The sequence below is a fragment of the Dokdonia sp. 4H-3-7-5 genome, from assembly GCF_000212355.1.
In the GTDB taxonomy this organism is placed as follows: domain Bacteria; phylum Bacteroidota; class Bacteroidia; order Flavobacteriales; family Flavobacteriaceae; genus Dokdonia.
In genome coordinates, this window is sequence record NC_015496.1 from 3,292,163 (window position 1) to 3,311,239 (window position 19,077).

Consider the following 19,077-nt stretch of genomic DNA (forward strand, 5'->3'; position numbering starts at 1 on the left):
GCTTTCGCGAAAGCATAAAAAAAACGTCCAGCATATGCCAAACGTTCTATATATGATTGTAAGAGCTTGTAACTATCTCGAACGTCTTGCTTTATTAAAAAATGCATAGTAAGGTGCTGTATCTCTTAGCATACTATATCCTGAAACTTCATCCTTTCTTTTACCATTTGAATCTAGTAGCAATACAGTCGGAAAAGATTTGTCCTTATTATATTTATCTTGAAGCTTCATGTTTTTCTTCTTTTGTTCTGGAGAAATGATATCTTCTCTAAAAGGGATATCTACCTCAAGCAACACAAAGTCATCTGCTTGTTGTATAAATTTATCAGTCTCCCAGAGGTCTTTTTTAAGCATTTTACAAGGTCCGCACCAGTCGCTGCCTGTAAAGTACATGATAATGGGTTTTCCCTGGCGTTGCGCTATTTTTTTTGCTTTGTCAAAATCAGTATACCATTTAGCCTCTTGAGCTTGTAATGTTACTGTTGAAATGAATAATAAAAATGCTATATGTTTCATTGTACTACTATTAGGGCTACTGCAAAGTTATAAACTTTTAAAAAATAACAAGAATCTTGCCATAATATTGCACTAAACCCTGTATTCTATCGGAAGTTACAAATCAAGGACCGCATTGTCCAAAGATTTGCGCACCTTTTTCATAGTAGAAAACATATCATCTTCTGCTCTATAACCTATGGGCAATACCAAAACCGACTGTAAGCCTATCTCAGTAAGGCCTAAAAACTTATCGTAACCCTCAGGTGTAAAACCCTCCATAGGACACGCATCTACTTCTTCAATCGCACAAACGGTGAGCAAATTACCCATTGCGAGATAAGCTTGTTTTGAAGCCCATAAGTCATTTTCTGCATTTGTAGCTTTTTTAAAGTGATCAAGAAGATAATTCTTAAATGGTTTAATAATTTCCTCTGGTGTATTTCTTATTTCTTTTACGTTATCAAAATAACTTTCTACATAATGCTCATCTACCTGCTTTTCAATACAGAAAATTAGCACATGTGAAGCATCTGCTACTTGTCGCTGGTTCATTGACAAAGGAACGAGAGCTTCTTGTTTCTCTTTATTACTTACTACAACTAATCGCACGGGCTGTAAGCCAAAGCTTGTAGCAGTAAGGTTAAAGGCGTTTTTGATTATTTCTATTTTTGAATCTGGTAGCATGCGTGTATTGTCAAACTTTTTAGTCGCATATCTCCATTTTAAAGCTTCTATTACTTGTGGCATCTGTTCTATTTTAAGACCTTGCAAAGATACACTTAGAAGTAAGCACTGCATCTTTTTTGTCTATTAAATATGCAAAATGGTTAAACAATTATGATTACTCTCAAAGAACGCATTGAAATCTCAGAAACTCGCATCTTTAAAGCGGTCTTTCCCAACACCACAAATCACTATGACACTCTTTTTGGTGGGACTGCAATGCATATGATGGATGAAGCAGCTTTTATATGCGCCACACGCTTTAGCCGAAAAAAAGTGGTTACCATTTCTACCAGTCAAATAGACTTTACTAAAGCCATTCCTCAAGGAACTATTGTAGAATTAATAGCTCGTATAGAGAAAGTGGGCAATACAAGTTGTGTGGTACGCGTTGAGATTTACAAAGAAGATATGTACAATTATGATCGTGAGCTAGCCGTAGCTGGAACATTTACTTTTGTAGCTATCAATGATAAAAAGAAACCTATTAAAATCATAGATAACGTCTAGTGCTTAAACATTTTAAAAAAATAATTGCCGTCACTCTCGTTGGGATAATCCTTCTTATTTGTGGAGTTTATGCGCTTTCTTACCATGTTGAAGAAAGTACAAAAAGCCAAACTTTTACAAATATTTCGCAGGTTCCAAAAGCTTATACTGTAATTGTCTTAGGCGCTAGTGTACGAGCAAACGGTAATCTATCTACAATGCTCGAAGATCGTGTATCAAGCGCCCTCAGCCTATATAAAGAAGGTAAAGTTAAGCGTTTTTTACTCTCGGGAGATAATGGCACTGCATCCTATAACGAGCCAAAGGCAATGAAAGCATATCTCATGGATAAAGGTGTTCCAGAAGATGATATCTTTCTAGATTATGCTGGTTTTGACACCTACGACAGTATGTATAGAGCCAGCTCTGTATTTAATGTAAAGGAGGCTGTAGTGGTTACTCAAGAGTTTCACTTGCCACGAGCACTGTATATTGCAAATCAACTTGGCCTTACCTATTACGGCTTTGTGGGAGACCAGCGAACTTACCAACGGGAAAGCGCAAATAAACGCAGAGAATTACTAGCAAATGTAAAAGCTTTTCTGGAGTTGACTATTAATAAAGAACCTACGTACTTAGGTGCAAAAATCCCAATTGATGGACCGCCACAGTCAAGCTATCCTCAATAAATAATTTTTAAGGAATTCAAAAACTACAGTACATTTACTTTTTAAAACAAACCACTTTGTTCGCTATACTTAAAAAAGAAATATCCTCATTTTTCTCCTCGGCAATTGGGTATCTGGTTATTGGGTTATTTCTCGTAGTTACCGGTTTATTTCTATGGGTTTTTCAAGGGCCTTTTAATATCACAGAGACTGGATTTGCAGATCTCGCACCGTTCTTCCAGATTGCACCTTGGATATTTATATTTCTTATTCCTGCTATAACCATGCGCAGTTTTAGTGAAGAACAAAAAGTAGGCACCTTAGAACTTCTACTCACAAAACCTATCTCTAAACTCCAGTTAACACTAGGAAAATTTTTAGGAGCATTTGCTCTTATCATACTTGCTATCATACCCACACTTATTTATGTAATCGCTATTTACCAACTGGGTAATCCCGTGGGAAACCTTGATGTAGGAGTAACCATAGGCAGTTATATAGGACTAATGCTTCTAGCTGCAACATTTACGGCAATAGGCATATTTGCCTCAAGCCTTACAGATAATCAAATCATAGCTTTTATAATCGCCGTGTTCTTAAGCTTCTTTTTATATTTTGGACTTGCAGGCATAGCAGCATTTAGTACCACAAGCAGCGTGAGAGATTTCATAAATTTAATGGGTTTACAATCGCATTATACTAGCATAAGCCGCGGTGTGGTTGATACTAGAGATCTCATTTACTTTATTAGTGTAACCGCATTCTTTATCATTATTACGATGATGAGATTGCATAAAAGGAGTACACTTTCGTGAAAAATATAAAATACATACTATCGCTCCTGCTTGTAATCATAGGCCTATTTATAATTAACATTATAGGTTCGCTAGTTCACAAACGCTATGACCTTACGCAAGATCAACGCTACAGTTTAAGTGATCCTACGCTTGATTTATTAGATCAATTAGACAGTCCGTTGATTATTGATGTTTTTCTAGAAGGTAATTTTCCCGCGGAGTTTAAAAAACTACAAAACGAAACGCGCTATCTGCTAGAGGAAATGCAAGCCTATAATGATAACATTAGGTTCGAATTTTCAAACCCAGTAGAAGATGGAGAAAATGTAGCCGAAGTTGCTGGACAATTCAATGAATTTGGGATGACTACCATCCCTCTCAAAGTAAAAGAAAACGGAAAGGAGACCACGCAAACTATTTTTCCGTGGGCTACTATAAATTTTAATGACAAAGCAGTACCGGTAGGACTTGTAAAGAATGTAGTAGGTGCTTCTCCTGAGCAACTCGTATACGCTTCTATACAAAACCTTGAATACGTTTTTGCCGAAAGTTTACACAGCACATTAAATGCAAAGTCTAAGCGTATTGCAGTTTTAAGAGATAATGGCGAGCTACCAGATGCAAACATTGCAGATATGTTTCGTAAACTAGGTGACACCTATAATATCGCTCCTTTCCCATTAGAATTTGCAAACCAAGATCCAGAAAAGGCACTCAAAGCTTTACAAAACACCTTTGATCTAGTAGTTATTGCAAAGCCTACAAAAGCATTTACAGACAAGCAGAAGTATGTGATTGATCAATATATCATGAATGGTGGTAACAGCCTTTGGATGCTAGATGCTGTAGCCATGGAAGATGATAGTCTTCGCAATGATCAAGGTAAAACTATTGCTTTCCCTAGAGATATTAATCTAGATGACCAACTGTTTAAATATGGAATTAGAGTAGACCCATCCTTAGTAGTAGACCTCTACTCTGCCCCGCTTAGTGTTGCCTCTGGTGATGGCAGTGATGCTCAGTACATACAGCTACCATGGTTGTATAGACCACAAGTACCCAGTATGAATACGCATCCCATTAATACTAATATTGAAAAACCTGTTCTTTTCAATTATGCAAATCCTATCACTTTATTAGACAACAATAGAGGCGTAAATAAAACGGTTTTATTGCAATCTAGTATTTATACTAAAATAGAAAGTACGCCACGAGAAATCTCTCTCGGTCAGGTAGATATTGAACCTATAGAAAGTGATTTTCAAAATGGGCAACAACCACTGGCCGTTTTGCTAGAAGGATCGTTTAATTCGGCTTTTACTAATAGAGTATTACCAGATGGAAGTGATAAAAGTAATTTTCGCGAAAGCGCACAAAAAAATCCTAAGCTTATACTCATAGCCGATGGTGATATAATCTCAAATAGTCTTGATGCACGCGGGCAACCACTAGAATTAGGATTTGATTATTACACAAGAACCAGCTATGGAAATAAAGAGTTTTTGCTCAATGCGATTAACTATCTCCTTGATGACACTGGGCTTATTAACATACGTAGTAAAGAAATTGCACTTCCTTTTCTTGATATAAAAAAGGCAGCACGAAGTATGAGCACGTGGCAGGTCTTGACTATTGGGCTTCCGCTGGCTATTTTGCTTATCTTTGGACTCATCTACAACGCAATTAGGAAGCGCCGTTACGCGCGCTAGATGTTGATAAGTTAATTATAAAAGCCGTCGCATTTAAAATATATTTGTAAGTAGTGAGTGAGGCATAAATAGCGTCACTTTTGATACCATTTTATTGTATTGCAAAACCTAACTTTCTATGAAATTTATAGTCTCTAGTACATACCTCCTTAAACAATTACAAGTATTGGGTGGTGTGATAAATAATAGTAACACCCTACCTATACTCGATAATTTCCTTTTTGAACTAGATGGAAATACACTAACAGTTTCTGCATCAGATCTAGAAACTACCATGACATCAAAGTTAGATGTTGAGTCTAGTGATAATGGTGCGATTGCGTTACCAGCTCGTTTACTTCTTGATACGCTTAAGACGTTTCCAGAGCAACCACTTACGTTTACACAGCACGAGAATAATACCGTAGAGATAAGCTCAAACCATGGTAAATATGCACTAGCATATGCAGATGGAGCAGAGTTTCCTAATGCAGTATCGCTAGAAGATCCTAGTGTTGTAAAAATACCTGGAAGTGTACTAGCTACAGCAATAAGCAATACAATTTTTGCTACAGGAAATGATGATTTACGCCCAGTAATGAGTGGTGTATTTTTTCAGTTTGGTACAGATGGACTAACCTTTGTAGCAACAGATGCTCACAAGCTTGTAAAGTATGGCCGCACAGATGTGGTAGCTTCTCAAGCAGCAGAGTTTATCATGCCTAAGAAACCACTTAACTTACTTAAGGGAATACTTTCTACTTCTGATGATGAAATCGCCGTAGAATACAACGAGAGTAATGCAAAATTTTCATTTGACAATGTAGAACTTGTATGTCGTCTTATTGATGGTAAATACCCTAACTATGAAGCGGTAATCCCAAAAGAGAATCCAAATAGATTAACAATTGATCGTAATCAGTTTTTAAATTCTGTACGTCGTGTTTCTATTTTCTCTAATAAGACTACACACCAGATTCGTTTGAAAATCGCTGGAGCAGAGCTTAATATTTCGGCAGAAGATATTGATTACAGTAATAAAGCAGAAGAGCGTCTTACTTGTGATTATCAAGGTGATGATATGCAAATAGGCTTCAACTCTCGTTTCTTAACAGAGATGCTTAATAATATGAATGCAAATGATGTTTCACTAGAAATGTCACTACCTAATAGAGCAGGTATCCTTACTCCAGTTGATGGACTAGATGAAGGAGAGCAAGTAACAATGCTTGTAATGCCGGTTATGCTTAACAACTAAGATTTAAAGTCTTTTACAATGAAAAGGTCATTCTGTAACTAGAATGACCTTTTTTTTTGCATTTCTTTAATCTCTTCAAAAAGTGTTTGAGCAATTAGGCTTTCGCGAAAGCAAAAAAAACTTCAAACGAATCTCACATATTTTTATTCAGTTGAAATCAGTACTTTTAGCATAATAAACAATACCTCATAAATGAAAAAATATATTGCCCTGATGGGACTGGGACTTATTGCCCTTTCTTGTAACGAATCAAAAAAAATAGTAGCTCCTGCTGCTCCATCTGAACCTGTACTTATAGATGTTACCTCACTTGAAAGCAATGAGAATGATGTACGTAAGTATACCAATACTATAACTGCAAATGAGCTTCAAGACATGCTCTACGTATTTGCAGGAGATGATTTTGAGGGACGTAATACTGGAGATCCAGGACAAAAGAAAGCAGCTGCATACCTCGTAAACTATTATAAGCAACTAGAAGTGGCTCCGGGAAATAATGGAGATTATTACCAGATTGTACCTAAAACATTTTTTAGAAAAGGAAGCGAATTAAATGACTCAGAAAACGTGCTAGCTTTTATAGAAGGTTCAGAGAAGCCTGAGGAAGTACTTGTACTCTCTGCACACCTAGATCACGTAGGAATGGACTCCAAAGGTAATGTCTTTAACGGAGCAGATGATGATGGATCTGGTACTGTAGCTTTACTAGAAATCGCAGAAGCTTTTAAACAAGCTGTAAAAGACGGAAAAGGACCAAAGCGCTCTATCCTCTTTTTACACGTTACAGGAGAAGAGAAAGGCTTATACGGGTCTAGATATTACTCAGAAAATCCTGTATACCCGCTAGCAAACACTATTGCAGACCTCAATATCGATATGATAGGACGTAATGATGATGCACACTTAGAGGACAACAACTACGTTTATTTAATAGGATCAGATAAATTAAGTACAGATTTACACAATGTATCTTCTGCTGTAAATGCTAAGTATTTTGATATCAATCTAGATTACCGTTATAATGTAGAAAATGAGCCTAACCGTTTTTACTACCGCTCAGATCACTACAACTTTGCAAAGAAGAATGTGCCTATAATTTTTTACTTTAATGGAACACATGAAGATTATCACAAAATAGGTGATACACCAGATAAGATTAACTACCCTTTACTTGAAAAGCGCACAAAACTTGTCTTTGCAACTGCTTGGGAACTTGCAAATCGTAAGGATAGACCTGTGGTAGACAAAGCAGAGAAAGAAGAATAAATTATTTTTAAAATTATTATGTGTTTTATTTAAGTAAATTCACCTAATAATCAACACTTTGAAAAAGGAGTGAAAAATTTCACTCCTTTTTTTATTAGAAAATGTTGCACATCTTCTAATATTAATTATCTTTGCACTCGCAATTAAAATGGTGGTTGTAGCTCAGTTGGTTAGAGCGCTGGTTTGTGGTACCAGAGGTCGCCGGTTCGAACCCGGTCTTCCACCCTTATTCAAGTCTTCAGAGAAATCTGAAGACTTTTTTTATGCTTATATGTGAGCGACTCATCACTTAGCTGAAAGCAATAAGCACAAAAAAACCACCCTTAGGTGGCTTTTTTATAACTCAGAATATTTATTCCCTAGTTGCTTAATGTGATCTTATTTACTCCATATACTCTTAAGTATTGCTTTGTGGTAGTGTCTGGGGTAACAACTCTCATCTCGTCATTTGATTTAATAGGATAAATGGTCATGGTGTAAGCATTTTGCTCTCTAAACGTTAACTTTTTATCAACTATGTTGTCACCTTTCACATCATACTTCATAAGCAGTTGTGATGGTAACTTCTTAAGGGTATCTAAGCCAGATACATTTGATGCGTAATTGAAAGATATCGAATTAGGGACACTCTCTAAACGAAACGAAGACGTTTGTCCTATCGCAACCACTCCGCACATTAAAAAACAAATAGTTAAAATTCGCTGTATCATCTCCATTTCATTTTAAATCAAACAAGCTATCTACCGCTGGATAGCGCTCTACAGTAAAACCTTCTCCATATTCTGTACCTATGAGACGTCCTAGGTCTCTAGAGCGATAGTTAATGCTCTCTTTAAAGGTTTCGCTAGAAATAGGAGTGTCACCATCTTTATTGTTTGGATTGTGAAACTGTGAGCTATATGCAAAGACGGCATCACACTTTTTATCTATAAACCCGCTTACATCTACCACCACATCTGGCTCGATGTGTTGCCATTGTATATAGTGATACACAGTCTTAGGGCGCCATTTTTCTTGTGACTTTCCGTCTACAGAAGTTTCTATTTTTTTCAATCCGCTCAAGAAGCAAGCATCACTTGCAAGTTTACTTCCCTTTCCGTGGTCTATATGCCTATCTGTAATTGCATTACAGAGCACCATTTCCGGTTGATACTTTCTTATTACTTCGATGATTTTGAGTTGGCTTTCTTTATCATTAACAAAGAAACCATCTGCAAGTGCAAGATTCTCACGTACTGCTACACCTAGAATCTTTGCTGCAGCTGCAGCTTCCTCATCGCGTATCTCTGCACTACCACGGGTTCCTAGTTCGCCTCTTGTGAGATCAAGTATTCCTACTTTCTTTCCATTTGCTATCTCTTTTGCTAGGGTTGCACCACAACCTAATTCTACATCGTCTGGGTGTGCTCCGATGGCAAGTATATCTAGTTTCATATGTATGCTCGCTAGGCGAGTGTCTTTTGGATTATAATTATATTGTAATCGGATTCACTCATCAATTACATGCACACTTGGCCATTTTTTCATTTCTAAAAAAACAAACCAAGAAGGCTAGACTCGATCAAGCTTTAATCTGCAACCAGTACTGTCTTTTTTAATACTGCCTTTAGCGCTTGATCTATATCTTCCATCAGGTCTTCCTTCTCCTCTATTCCTACAGAAAAACGAATTAAGCCATCTGCGATGCCTTGTTTTGCTCGCTCTTCTTCTCCTAACAATGAGTGCGAAGTTTGTGCTGGACATAACATAGTACTCTCTACACCTGCAAGGCTCATAGAGGGTTTGATAAGGTGTAGCGCTTTTTGAAAATCTTCGGCATCAATGTGTGATGCTAACTCAAATGACATCATTCCTCCAAAACCACTCATCTGCTTTTTGGCAAGTTTGTAGTCTGGATGAGATTTTAATCCCGGATAGTACACGCGGCTTATCTCATCTTTTTTATCAAGCCATTTGGCTATTTTCTTTGCATTTCTATTTTGTGCTTTTACACGTAATGCCATGGTTTTCATGCTACGCTCAAGCATCCATACGGTAAGGTCACTTAGACTTCCACCTAGATTTTTTGCCAGATTCCAGATGCGATCCATATGTTCTTGGCTCGCAGCAATTGCTCCTGCACAGATGTCACTGTGCCCTCCCATATATTTTGTTGCAGAGTGAAGTATAATATCAATCCCAAAATCTGCTGGATTTTGATTTACTGGAGAGGCAAATGTATTATCTATCATGGTCACAATGCCGTGTTTTTTGGCAAGTGTAGCAACCATCTTCATATCTGTCACTTTCATAAGTGGATTAGAAGGTGTCTCAATGTAAATCACTTTAGTTTGTGGAGTTATCGCTTTCGCGAAAGCGGCCTCACTCAAATCCTCAGTAAATGAATAGGTAATACCGTATTTTTCAAACTCCTCAACGACGAGGTTATACGTGCCTCCATATAATGTTTCTTGAAGCACAACATGGTCGCCACTTCTCAAAAAAGCAAGCAATGCAGTACTTACTGCCGCCATACCACTACCAAAGATCATCCCAGCCTCTGTCTTCTCAAGGGCAGCAATTTTCTTGCTTAATCCTTCTTGATTAGGAGTATTAAAGTAGCGAGGGTAGCGCTTTACATCTACATCCATAAAGGCATAAGAAGATGATAAGTAGATAGGAGATACAGCTCCTTGAAACTGCTCGTCTTTAATTTCTCCTGTATGCGTACAAATGGTATTAAGGCCTTTATGTGATTTACTCATAGTGTATGTTTTTTTTCAAATCTAAAAATACAAAAAAGGGTTACAGTAAATCAGCCAATTTATTATAGTTTAGGAGCGGACTTATCAAGAAAATTCTTACAGCACTAACGTTCAATATTTTACATTTTAATATGAAATTCTCGGTCTAAACTTAGATAAACTATCAGTTAAAGTAGCTACCTTTAAGACAATGAAATTATAATATTAGATTGTAAAGCAAAATACACTTTTGACTCGTAAGTATCCACAATTGATGACCATTAGTACATAATTTTATTATTTGAAGTAAAACTCGAAAAATAAGTCATTTAATAACCACATAAATACCAACCTTCTAGTAATGCCTTATGTTATTGTCTTTAAATAAGAACCCAGCAAATAGCAATACGTATATGAAGGAATAATATGATCATACCTAACTTTAACATCACACCCGGCAATACCGTAGGGGACATTTTTATTAATAAAGGAATAAGGACTTTTTACGATGCTATACGAGCTGTACATAACCTTCCATACGGTAGGTTAAAGGACCCCTTAGATTTGGGATCTGTAATTACCGAAGGGCAAGGCACATGTAGTACAAAGCATGCAACTCTAAAGGCACTCACAGATGAGCATGCAATCTATGGACTGCAACTAGAGCTCATAATTTATGCCATGGATAATACCAATACCCCAGGCATAGGTAATGTGCTTGAAAAGTATAACCTACCTTATATACTTGAGGCACATACAGTACTGGCATATGATGATGAGATGTACGATTATACCTTTGCTGGAACATACAGTATGAAATGGAGAGATGCGGTACTTATGCAAACCACTATAGATACAGATCAGATACAGGATTATAAAGAAGACTATCACAAATCTGTACTACAAGATTGGATAGAAAGAGATAAGCTAGCATATAGTCTTGATGAAATATGGAAGATAAGAGAAGAGTGTATACAAGAACTAAGCGCTGTAAAATCACATTAAAACAGTCACAGCTTTTATAAACTAATTATCGTGAACATCATTCCATATAATTCTCAATTTGCTGCAGATTTTAAAACTCTTAATATAGAATGGCTTGAGGCCTTTTTTTACGTAGAGCCTTATGATCTCAAAGTGTTGAGTAATCCCGAAGAATATATCATTAACAAAGGAGGTTTTATCTTTTTTGCATTAAAAGATGATCAAATTCTAGGTACGGTAGCGCTTATGCCTACTGGAAATACTGGTGCGTTAGAACTTACAAAGATGGCAGTCTCACCTTCGGCTAGAGGGATGGGTATTGGACAGCAATTGATTGCACATTGTCTCGCTTTCGCGAAAGCGCAACATCTCAACAAACTGATTTTATACTCACACCGTAAGCTTGAAAATGCTATTTATATTTATAAAAAATGGGGTTTTAAGGAAATTCCACTAGAAGAAAACGCTGCTTACGAGCGCGCAAACATTAAAATGGAGCTCGCATTTAACTAATTTTTGTCATAATGTAACCTGTAAGACGATAACTTTGTTAATGTAATCCATTAAAATAATGATGTTATGAAATATTTATGTACCCTCTTTATTATCGCTTGTGCGATGAGCAGCTGTAAAGAAACCGCAAAAGAAACGGAAACCGTTACCACGGTAGAAGAAGTGGAAGAACTAACTACCACAACAGACTCAGAAGTTAAAGAGTTTGAAATTATCCCTATTGAACATGCATCTACTATTCTTAACTGGGATGGTAGAACCGTTTATGTAGATCCAGTGGGAAAACCTGAGCTTTACGAAGGTTATAAAAAGCCAGATCTTATTGTAATTACCCACCTTCATGGAGATCACCTCAATGTACAAACTCTCGAAGGGCTAGACACCTCAACCGCGAGAATCGTAGTGCCACAATCTGTAGCAGATAAGATGCCAGAAGCCTTTAGCTCAAAACTTGACATCTTAAATAACGGAGAAAAAACAGAAACTTTAGGCATCACGACAAACGCTGTACCCATGTATAATCTAGGTCCAGTAGAGGAACGCCGTCACAAAAAGGGATGGGGTAATGGTTATGTACTAGAGAAAGACGGTAAGAGAGTTTACTTTTCTGGAGATACAGAAGATATTCCAGAGATGCGCAATTTACAAAATATTGACATTGCCTTTGTTTGTATGAACTTACCTTATACAATGACGGTAGAGAGTGCTGCTAGTGCAGTTTTAGATTTTAAACCTACACAAGTATATCCATTTCATTACAGAGGGTCAGAAGGTTTAAGTGATGTTGACACATTTAAATCCATTGTCAATAAAGGAAGTGATGCTATTGAGGTTGTACAGCTAGATTGGTATCCTAATCGTAGCTAAAACACATTTTAATAGTAGCGTTTATAACAAAAGAAAGCCGCAATGGACCTAGGTCGCATTGCGGTTTCTTACTTAACCTACTTAAGTTTCTTCTATTTTAAACTGAATGATGTTTGAGCAATAAGTACTCCTTTATCAAACACGTTTACTTCGTATTTCCCTTCAAGAAAATCCTTTGTTGTTTTACCTATATTCTCACAAATATCAAGTGCGGTGTTCTCATAGTAAAACTTTGAAATTGCACTATAATTAACCACTTTACCATCAAAGGCAACTTGCTTATTTTCTCCTAGTGTTGCTCCAGAAGGATCTATAATTTGTACATATAATACACGGTCTCCAGCTTCTGCAAGTCTATTTTGCGGTACTGTATAACATGCCCTTAGCTTATCTACGCGCCTATTGTTTGAGTTCTCTACCAGCTTACCAGAAGAACGTTCTATAACACCCACCGCTCTTAGCTTGTTTGCTGCTAGTGCAGATCCTAAGGTCACTCTTTCTGCTAGGGCAGAATTCTCGAGCGTAAGTGAGTCCCCTACCCCGCGCTGTACTTCAAGCTCATAGGTAGTACTATCAATACGCATAGCGAGCATCTGGTTACTTCCTCGTAGTGAATCATTTTGAGCAAATAAGAAATCACGTTCATTACGTAATTTAAAAACCTCTGCTCTATACTTTCCTAAGCTTGCAATAGTTGCATCTTTTGCCTCAATATCACCTATAAGCTTTTGGATTCTATCACGTGCATCATTAAGTTCTGTGTCCTTAAGGTTATTCTCCTCAATGACTACATCGTATTTACTCACCATTTCTTTAAGATCTGAGAGTACTACGTTTTTTTCCTTTGTGAGTTGGCTCTTTGTATCCTTCTCTTGGTTATACAATTTTACAGCAAAGGCACCGGCCACGACAAGAAGTACTGCAAGGATTCCTGCAATAATCTTAATCCCGTTTCCACTTTTTTCGTTATCCATAATTTAATAGTTGTTTTAATGGTTATACGTTTAATGCAAAGAATTGGATTTTATTATAAACGCTTTAGCGAAAATATTCTTTTTACCATACAATTAACGCCAACTTTTAAAAAATGTTAAAATATATTAACGGCCTAGATTGTAGAAGATGAGATTCTTAATAATTGTTTGTTTGCCCTTGTGCATAAATTAATTTTAAAATTCTTAATTTACATATAGCGTTTGAGAGTTCGGGTTATTAGAATTCTTCAATATGGAATAGTCTCATAATACGGGTAAACCAATTTTATTTTTACGCTTTCGCGAAAGCGTAACACCTCAACACCCTACTATCACTGTTAACTAATATTAAAATAGAATCCTACTCAAACTATTTTACGGAAATTGCAACGATGAATAAAATTTACACAAAACTCAAATTGCTATATAGTCAAGTCACAGGAAACATAGGTTTCTTTCCAAGTCTTATAGCTTTGATGGGACTTGCCTTTGCTTTTTTAATGCTCTACATAGAGGAACAAGGAGTTTCCAAATACTTTATTGACAATTTCCCGTGGCTCGTTATTAATAATGCAGATACTGCGCGCACACTATTAAGCACATTTATAGGAGGTATTATCTCTCTTATGGTTTTTAGCTTTTCTATGGTGATGTTATTACTCAATCAAGCATCTAGTAATTATTCTCCTCGTATTCTCCCAGGACTTATATCAAATAAAAAGCACCAGTATGTGTTAGGTTTTTACATTGCTGTAATTATCTATTGTATCATCATATTATTGAGTATAGTTCCTACAGATGATAAACATCAATTACCAGGTTTTGCAGTTCTAGTGGGTATTATTTTAAGTATTCATGTACTTGCAGCATTTATCTACTTTATTCACTCGATTTCGCAAGCAATACAGATTAACAATATTACTGATCGTATTTTTAGCGCAGCACGAAAGAGACTACAAACACTCATTGATAAGGAAAATGAAGTGGAAGGCCTTGACATTTTTGACGACGTTTCTGATTGGCATGGCTATAAAAGCACTTCATCTGGATATCTTAATGATATTGCCTTTGATTCACTGTCAAAACTTGCAAAAGAGCAGGATATCTCTATAAAGATGCTCGTTTCTAAAGGAGAGTTTGTACTAGTAGATGTCCCAATAGTAAAGGTAAATAAAGAGCTTGATGAAGAAAATCAAGATATGCTTCAATCATGTTTTGGGTTTTCTCGTAGTGAGATAGTGAAACTCAATTATGTATTAGGTTTTAAACAGCTTACAGAAATTGCTGTAAAAGCGATGAGTCCAGGTATAAATGACCCTGGAACTGCCATAACCTGTATTGATTACCTTACAGAGCTTTTTGCATTAAGAATGCTCAAGAAAGATAATAGCTACGTAGTAAATAATGATAATAAAGCTGTTGTGTCGCTAGATACGGTAGATTTTGATGAGCTTATTTATTACATATTTGCTAGCCTCCGTCAGTATTGCAAGGCAGATTTTATTATGATGACAAAAATGTTGACCTCACTTTATTATCTCAAAAATGTGGAGACCATAGACGATACCTATAAAGAGGTCATAAATACACAAGCCCATCTCGTTCTTGAGGATGCACAAACATTTATTAAAAATGAAACAGACTTAAAAAATCTAAAAGAGTTTACTCAAAAATTTAAGTAAAATAAAATATTTCATAACCACCCAGTTCACAATCCTAATAATACAACAGGCTAGATTTGTAAAAATGTTTTAGCTACTAGCGATTATAATACTTGATAAAGTACCTTACGTTTGCGTATGCGTTGGTTTTTAGACTTTAACAGATTTAAAAAACGTAGTTAATGTAACAAAGTGAAATACTTTCCTACATATAGGGTATGTATAAATCATTTTTTCAAAATATAGCGACAGAACAAGGAGGTACTTTCTTATATCGTGATAAAGATATAGGCATAGGTGGCGGCATACGACTTCCTAAGGTACAGTATTTATTAAAAATCCCTGTTGGGGATACTGAGATAAACATCATTAATATCACTGGAAAAGAATTTTCTGGTCACATCTCTATGAAGTTGCCTATACAGCTAGAAAGTCACATTTTTGAACTCACTACAAACTCGCATATTAAATCACTGTTCATAGGAAAATCAAAGCGTTTTAACATCAATAGCGCCAGCTCTCAAATGACTGAGTTTTTAAGAAACAACAGCCATATTGCGAGCTTAAAAGAAATTGCTCAAGAAGATAGCTTCCAGCCTATTATTACAGGAAGCAATGAGGATAACTACTACACATTAATAGCAAAGTATCATCTAGAATTTGATAATTGGAACAGTCCTGTGCTTCCACTTATAGATTTATTTAAAGAGTTGCACACACGGTTTGTAGTTAATAGCGAGCGCTTTGCAAACGATGTCACTATCAGTATAGGGTCTTAAATAACTCCTAACACAATCTTAAACTCTATACACTAGCGCTAGTTATCTTATAGCTTTGTTATACTTACCTTTCTTAAAGGTCTAAGTATAACAACCAACCTATGAAACACTACGCCATAATAGGAGGCGGCCCTAGAGGGCTTTTTGCTCTTGAAAGCCTTTTTACTGCGCTTTACAATAACGCTCTAGATGCTCAAATAAAAGTTACGTTATTTGAACCTTTTGAGTACCCAGGTTCAGGGTGGGTGTGGAACCCAGAACAAGTAGCAAGTAACTGGCTTAATATTACGGAGCGTGCCTTGCAAGACTTACCTGGCAGACCAGAAATGAAACTAGGTGATGCTATTATCCCCGCATTTCCCTCTTATACGGAGTGGTTACCAGAAGAACAACAAAACCCTCCTGCTACACATCCCGACCAGTTCCCTCCACGGGCAAAAATGGGTACCTACCTTAATGCTCGATTTGAAGTCCTCGCGGCGGCACTTAAAGGATTTGGGTTGCTAGATATCATAACAGAAACCGTAACCGAACTCAACTACATAGCACCACACTTTACCGCAAAGACATCAACGCAGTCTGTAGAAGAAATAGAAGAAGTGGTCCTCACGATAGGTCATCAAGACACGATACTTTCAGATCAGCTGCAAGAGTGGCAAGATCACGTGGCAGAAACTGACAACGCCATTCTGTTTACAGAGGCATACCCAGTAGAAAAAATAATGCAAGCAAACATAACTTCAGATAGCATAGTTGCTTTTAGGGGTTTTGGACTTGCTATGATAGACCAGATACGAGCACTCACTTTACAACGTGGAGCACATTTTGAGACTATAAATGAAGATACAAAGGAGCTTATTTTTCACGGCACAAAAAACCATCCGCAGCGGTTTGTTCCTTTTTCTTTGGATGGGCTTCCTATGGTGCCTAAGCCTATAAACGAGGCGGTAGATAAGTTATTTATGCCCAGTGATGATGCTATAGACGCTTTCGCGAAAGCGATACATAAAGGAGCTTGTGGCGATCACCTAGCAAAAGATCAGTATTTCTTGCTAGAAGCAATGGCAGCTGTGGTAGCTCCATTATTTTTAGGAATAGAAGACAAGGCACTTTCACACGACTTGTCTGAAGAGGAAGTTTATTTCTTAAGCATAAATTACCTCAACAATAAATCCCTAGACCATTCCCTACTTCTATCACACGAGACATCTGTATTAAAAATGATGCAACAGCAAGTTGCAATGGCAGTAGGAGAAGCGCCAGTAAGCCTTGACTACTTTATAGGTCAAGTATGGCGACACTGCCAGCCTACCATCTATAGAGAGTTCTCATATCCAGAAATTGCAGATGATGTGGTGGCAGAAGTTATTGCCCTTGACGAAGCATCAAAAAGATATTCTTACGGACCACCAGTTGAAAGCATACAACAGCTTATTGCACTTGCAAAAGCAGGAATTTTAGATCTTGACTTTGTAAACAACCCAGAAATCACTTGTGTTGAAAACGGCTGGCAGCTTGAGTCTGACAGTAACAAGGTAACAATAGACGTAATGCTTAACGCCGTACTTGACGCTCCACAACTTGTCACAGTAGATACACCAATAATTAAAAACTTACTGCACAACGAGATGATTGAGCCTAAGCATACTGACCTAGGCATACGCACTGGAGATTATGGTTATGTAGAAGTGCCTGAAGGAAAAAGTTTTGTTCCGCTAGCGGTATTAGGGAGATTATCTAAAGGAAGTGTGATAGGTGTAGATGCAATTTTAGAATGCTTTGGACCACGCACGATAAGCTGGTCTGAGCGCAGCATAGATTTAATGAAGAACGAAAAATAAAGAAGATGAGTAGAGGATTTGTAAAAGAAGATGACCAAGAAGAAACTCCTATAATTCCACCTAGAGCGGCACTGCCAGATGGTGTGATAAACTACGTCACAAGCCACGGACTATCCCAACTTAAGGAAGAGCTCAGTACACTAGATACTAAAATCTCCACCCTAGATGAAACAGATGAGCGCGAGCGCAGACGAGCACTTGCAGTACTTAATGGAAAGCGCAACTTACTACTAGAACGCATACAGAGTGTAAGACTGCTTGATCATATAAAGGATGAGGGCGAGATACGTTTTGGCGCCACAGTCACGTATACCATCGCTGGTATGCCTAAGCCCATTACCATCCAAATTGTGGGTGTAGATGAGGCCAGTGTTAAAGATAAAAAGATCGCCTTTACCGCTCCTATTGCTAGAGCACTTATCGGCAAGAGAATAGATGAAACAACTACATTTCAGCTGGGTAATGAGGAGAGGAAACTTACTATTAAAAATATAGTTTACACTGTTTAGAAATAAAATTACGCTTTCGCGAAAGCGTAACAAATACGTTTAAAAACAAAATCGCATATCGTAACTTTATCATCAAAAATAAAGCTACTTAATCCCTAATTTATCACCTATGCAAACGATTCTATATAAAGCAAACACTCGAGGAAACGCAAACCACGGCTGGTTACAGAGTTTTCACACCTTTAGCTTTGCGAGTTACCATAATCCAGAACGTATAAACTTTGGGGCGATGCGCGTGCTCAATGATGACACCGTAGCGGCCGGTAGAGGTTTTGATATGCACAGGCATCTTAATATGGAAATTGTATCTATCCCACTCTCTGGCGATCTAGAGCATAAAGATAGTATGGGTAACCAGACGGTGATACAGCAAGGTGACATCCAAGTGATGAGCGCCGGGACGGGAATTGATCATAGTGAGTATAATAAAAATAAGGATCGTGAGGTACAGTTTTTACAAATTTGGATTATGCCTAACCAGCGACCAGTATCGCCTCGTTATGACCAAATTAAAATAAACGAACACCACCTCAAAAATGAATTTGTGCAAATACTCTCACCAAATCAAGAAGATGAGGGTGTGTGGATTTACCAAAATGCTTGGTTTCATATGGGTGAGTTTACTCAAGAGCAAACGGTTGTACATAAAATTCATAAAGAAGAGAATGGCCTTTTTGTTTTTGTACTCGAAGGTAGCGCTCACGCCGCTGGCGAACTATTAGACAGACGTGATGCCATAGGAGTTTATGACATTGCCGAGCTAGAAATCACCGCACAGTCTGATTCAAAAATTTTACTTATCGAGGTGCCTATGCAGTTTTAATAAATCAAACGTTCAA

General features: G+C 37.2%; 20 protein-coding genes and 1 tRNA gene. 15 read left to right on the top strand and 6 right to left on the bottom strand.

Annotation, left to right across the window (positions count from 1 at the left end; genetic code table 11):
* Positions 1 to 72 precede the first annotated feature (72 nt).
* Positions 73 to 516, bottom strand: a complete 444-nt coding sequence (locus KRODI_RS14575; protein ID WP_013752392.1) for a thioredoxin family protein — start codon at positions 514 to 516, stop codon at positions 73 to 75.
* Between the two features lie 96 nt (positions 517 to 612).
* A complete protein-coding gene (locus KRODI_RS14580; protein ID WP_013752393.1) occupies positions 613 to 1,245 on the bottom strand; it encodes an NAD(P)H-dependent oxidoreductase in 633 nt (210 codons plus the stop codon).
* 90 nt (positions 1,246 to 1,335) lie between these two features.
* Here KRODI_RS14580 and KRODI_RS14585 point away from each other — a divergent pair, with 90 nt between their 5' ends.
* The 7 genes from KRODI_RS14585 (at position 1,336) to KRODI_RS14615 (ending at position 7,613) form a co-directional block, all read left to right on the top strand.
* The gene (locus KRODI_RS14585) at positions 1,336 to 1,731 is read left to right on the top strand and encodes an acyl-CoA thioesterase (RefSeq protein ID WP_013752394.1); all 396 of its coding nucleotides are present in this window, start codon (positions 1,336 to 1,338) and stop codon (positions 1,729 to 1,731) included.
* Positions 1,731 to 2,399 carry a vancomycin high temperature exclusion protein gene (locus tag KRODI_RS14590; RefSeq protein ID WP_013752395.1) on the top strand — a complete coding sequence of 223 codons (669 nt, stop codon included), beginning with the start codon at positions 1,731 to 1,733 and terminating at the stop codon, positions 2,397 to 2,399. The genes KRODI_RS14585 and KRODI_RS14590 overlap by 1 nt, the downstream gene beginning before the upstream one ends.
* Positions 2,400 to 2,455: 56 nt before the next feature.
* Entirely contained in the window at positions 2,456 to 3,193 is a 738-nt protein-coding gene (gene gldF / locus KRODI_RS14595) for a gliding motility-associated ABC transporter permease subunit GldF (RefSeq protein WP_013752396.1), read from the top strand.
* Positions 3,190 to 4,884 (top strand): gliding motility-associated ABC transporter substrate-binding protein GldG, encoded by a 1,695-nt coding sequence (gldG, locus tag KRODI_RS14600; protein WP_013752397.1) that lies wholly within the window; start codon positions 3,190 to 3,192, stop codon positions 4,882 to 4,884. Before gldF ends, gldG begins: the two co-directional genes overlap by 4 nt.
* A 118-nt stretch (positions 4,885 to 5,002) precedes the next feature.
* Positions 5,003 to 6,121 (top strand): DNA polymerase III subunit beta, encoded by a 1,119-nt coding sequence (dnaN, locus tag KRODI_RS14605; RefSeq protein WP_013752398.1) that lies wholly within the window; start codon positions 5,003 to 5,005, stop codon positions 6,119 to 6,121.
* A 192-nt stretch (positions 6,122 to 6,313) separates the two neighbouring features.
* Entirely contained in the window at positions 6,314 to 7,387 is a 1,074-nt protein-coding gene (locus KRODI_RS14610) for a M28 family metallopeptidase (protein WP_013752399.1), read from the top strand.
* 150 nt (positions 7,388 to 7,537) lie between these two features.
* Positions 7,538 to 7,613, top strand: a tRNA-His gene (locus KRODI_RS14615).
* 133 nt (positions 7,614 to 7,746) lie between these two features.
* On the opposite strand, the gene KRODI_RS14620 is transcribed toward KRODI_RS14615, so the two are convergent.
* The 3 genes from KRODI_RS14620 to KRODI_RS14630 all read right to left on the bottom strand — a co-directional run bounded on the left by KRODI_RS14620 (position 7,747) and on the right by KRODI_RS14630 (position 10,131).
* A complete protein-coding gene (locus tag KRODI_RS14620; RefSeq protein WP_013752400.1) occupies positions 7,747 to 8,097 on the bottom strand; it encodes a hypothetical protein in 351 nt (116 codons plus the stop codon).
* A gap of 7 nt (positions 8,098 to 8,104) precedes the next feature.
* The gene (gene bshB1, locus KRODI_RS14625) at positions 8,105 to 8,821 is read right to left on the bottom strand and encodes a bacillithiol biosynthesis deacetylase BshB1 (protein ID WP_013752401.1); all 717 of its coding nucleotides are present in this window, start codon (positions 8,819 to 8,821) and stop codon (positions 8,105 to 8,107) included.
* 134 nt (positions 8,822 to 8,955) lie between these two features.
* On the bottom strand, positions 8,956 to 10,131 hold the full coding sequence (locus tag KRODI_RS14630) for a trans-sulfuration enzyme family protein (RefSeq protein ID WP_013752402.1): 1,176 nt from the start codon (positions 10,129 to 10,131) through the stop codon (positions 8,956 to 8,958).
* A gap of 405 nt (positions 10,132 to 10,536) precedes the next feature.
* Between KRODI_RS14630 and KRODI_RS14635 the strand changes: the two genes are divergently transcribed.
* The 3 genes from KRODI_RS14635 to KRODI_RS14645 all read left to right on the top strand — a co-directional run bounded on the left by KRODI_RS14635 (position 10,537) and on the right by KRODI_RS14645 (position 12,474).
* Entirely contained in the window at positions 10,537 to 11,115 is a 579-nt protein-coding gene (locus KRODI_RS14635) for a hypothetical protein (protein ID WP_013752403.1), read from the top strand.
* A gap of 30 nt (positions 11,116 to 11,145) precedes the next feature.
* A complete protein-coding gene (locus KRODI_RS14640) occupies positions 11,146 to 11,607 on the top strand; it encodes a GNAT family N-acetyltransferase (RefSeq protein WP_013752404.1) in 462 nt (153 codons plus the stop codon).
* Between the two features lie 66 nt (positions 11,608 to 11,673).
* Positions 11,674 to 12,474, top strand: coding sequence for an MBL fold metallo-hydrolase (locus KRODI_RS14645; RefSeq protein WP_013752405.1), 801 nt, complete (start codon positions 11,674 to 11,676; stop codon positions 12,472 to 12,474).
* A 92-nt stretch (positions 12,475 to 12,566) separates the two neighbouring features.
* Here the strand turns inward: KRODI_RS14645 and KRODI_RS14650 are convergent, their stop codons facing one another.
* Positions 12,567 to 13,448, bottom strand: coding sequence for a hypothetical protein (locus tag KRODI_RS14650; protein ID WP_013752406.1), 882 nt, complete (start codon positions 13,446 to 13,448; stop codon positions 12,567 to 12,569).
* Positions 13,449 to 13,840: 392 nt separating this feature from the next.
* Between KRODI_RS14650 and KRODI_RS14655 the strand changes: the two genes are divergently transcribed.
* The 5 genes from KRODI_RS14655 to KRODI_RS14675 all read left to right on the top strand — a co-directional run bounded on the left by KRODI_RS14655 (position 13,841) and on the right by KRODI_RS14675 (position 19,061).
* Positions 13,841 to 15,130 (top strand): DUF2254 domain-containing protein, encoded by a 1,290-nt coding sequence (locus KRODI_RS14655; RefSeq protein ID WP_013752407.1) that lies wholly within the window; start codon positions 13,841 to 13,843, stop codon positions 15,128 to 15,130.
* Positions 15,131 to 15,327: 197 nt separating this feature from the next.
* Positions 15,328 to 15,888 carry a hypothetical protein gene (locus KRODI_RS14660; protein ID WP_013752408.1) on the top strand — a complete coding sequence of 187 codons (561 nt, stop codon included), beginning with the start codon at positions 15,328 to 15,330 and terminating at the stop codon, positions 15,886 to 15,888.
* Between the two features lie 101 nt (positions 15,889 to 15,989).
* Positions 15,990 to 17,729 carry an FAD/NAD(P)-binding protein gene (locus KRODI_RS14665; RefSeq protein WP_013752409.1) on the top strand — a complete coding sequence of 580 codons (1,740 nt, stop codon included), beginning with the start codon at positions 15,990 to 15,992 and terminating at the stop codon, positions 17,727 to 17,729.
* Positions 17,730 to 17,734: 5 nt separating this feature from the next.
* Positions 17,735 to 18,238: a GreA/GreB family elongation factor gene (locus KRODI_RS14670; RefSeq protein ID WP_013752410.1), complete on the top strand. Its 504-nt coding sequence runs from the start codon at positions 17,735 to 17,737 to the stop codon at positions 18,236 to 18,238.
* Between the two features lie 109 nt (positions 18,239 to 18,347).
* Positions 18,348 to 19,061: a pirin family protein gene (locus KRODI_RS14675; RefSeq protein ID WP_013752411.1), complete on the top strand. Its 714-nt coding sequence runs from the start codon at positions 18,348 to 18,350 to the stop codon at positions 19,059 to 19,061.
* Positions 19,062 to 19,077 lie beyond the last annotated feature (16 nt).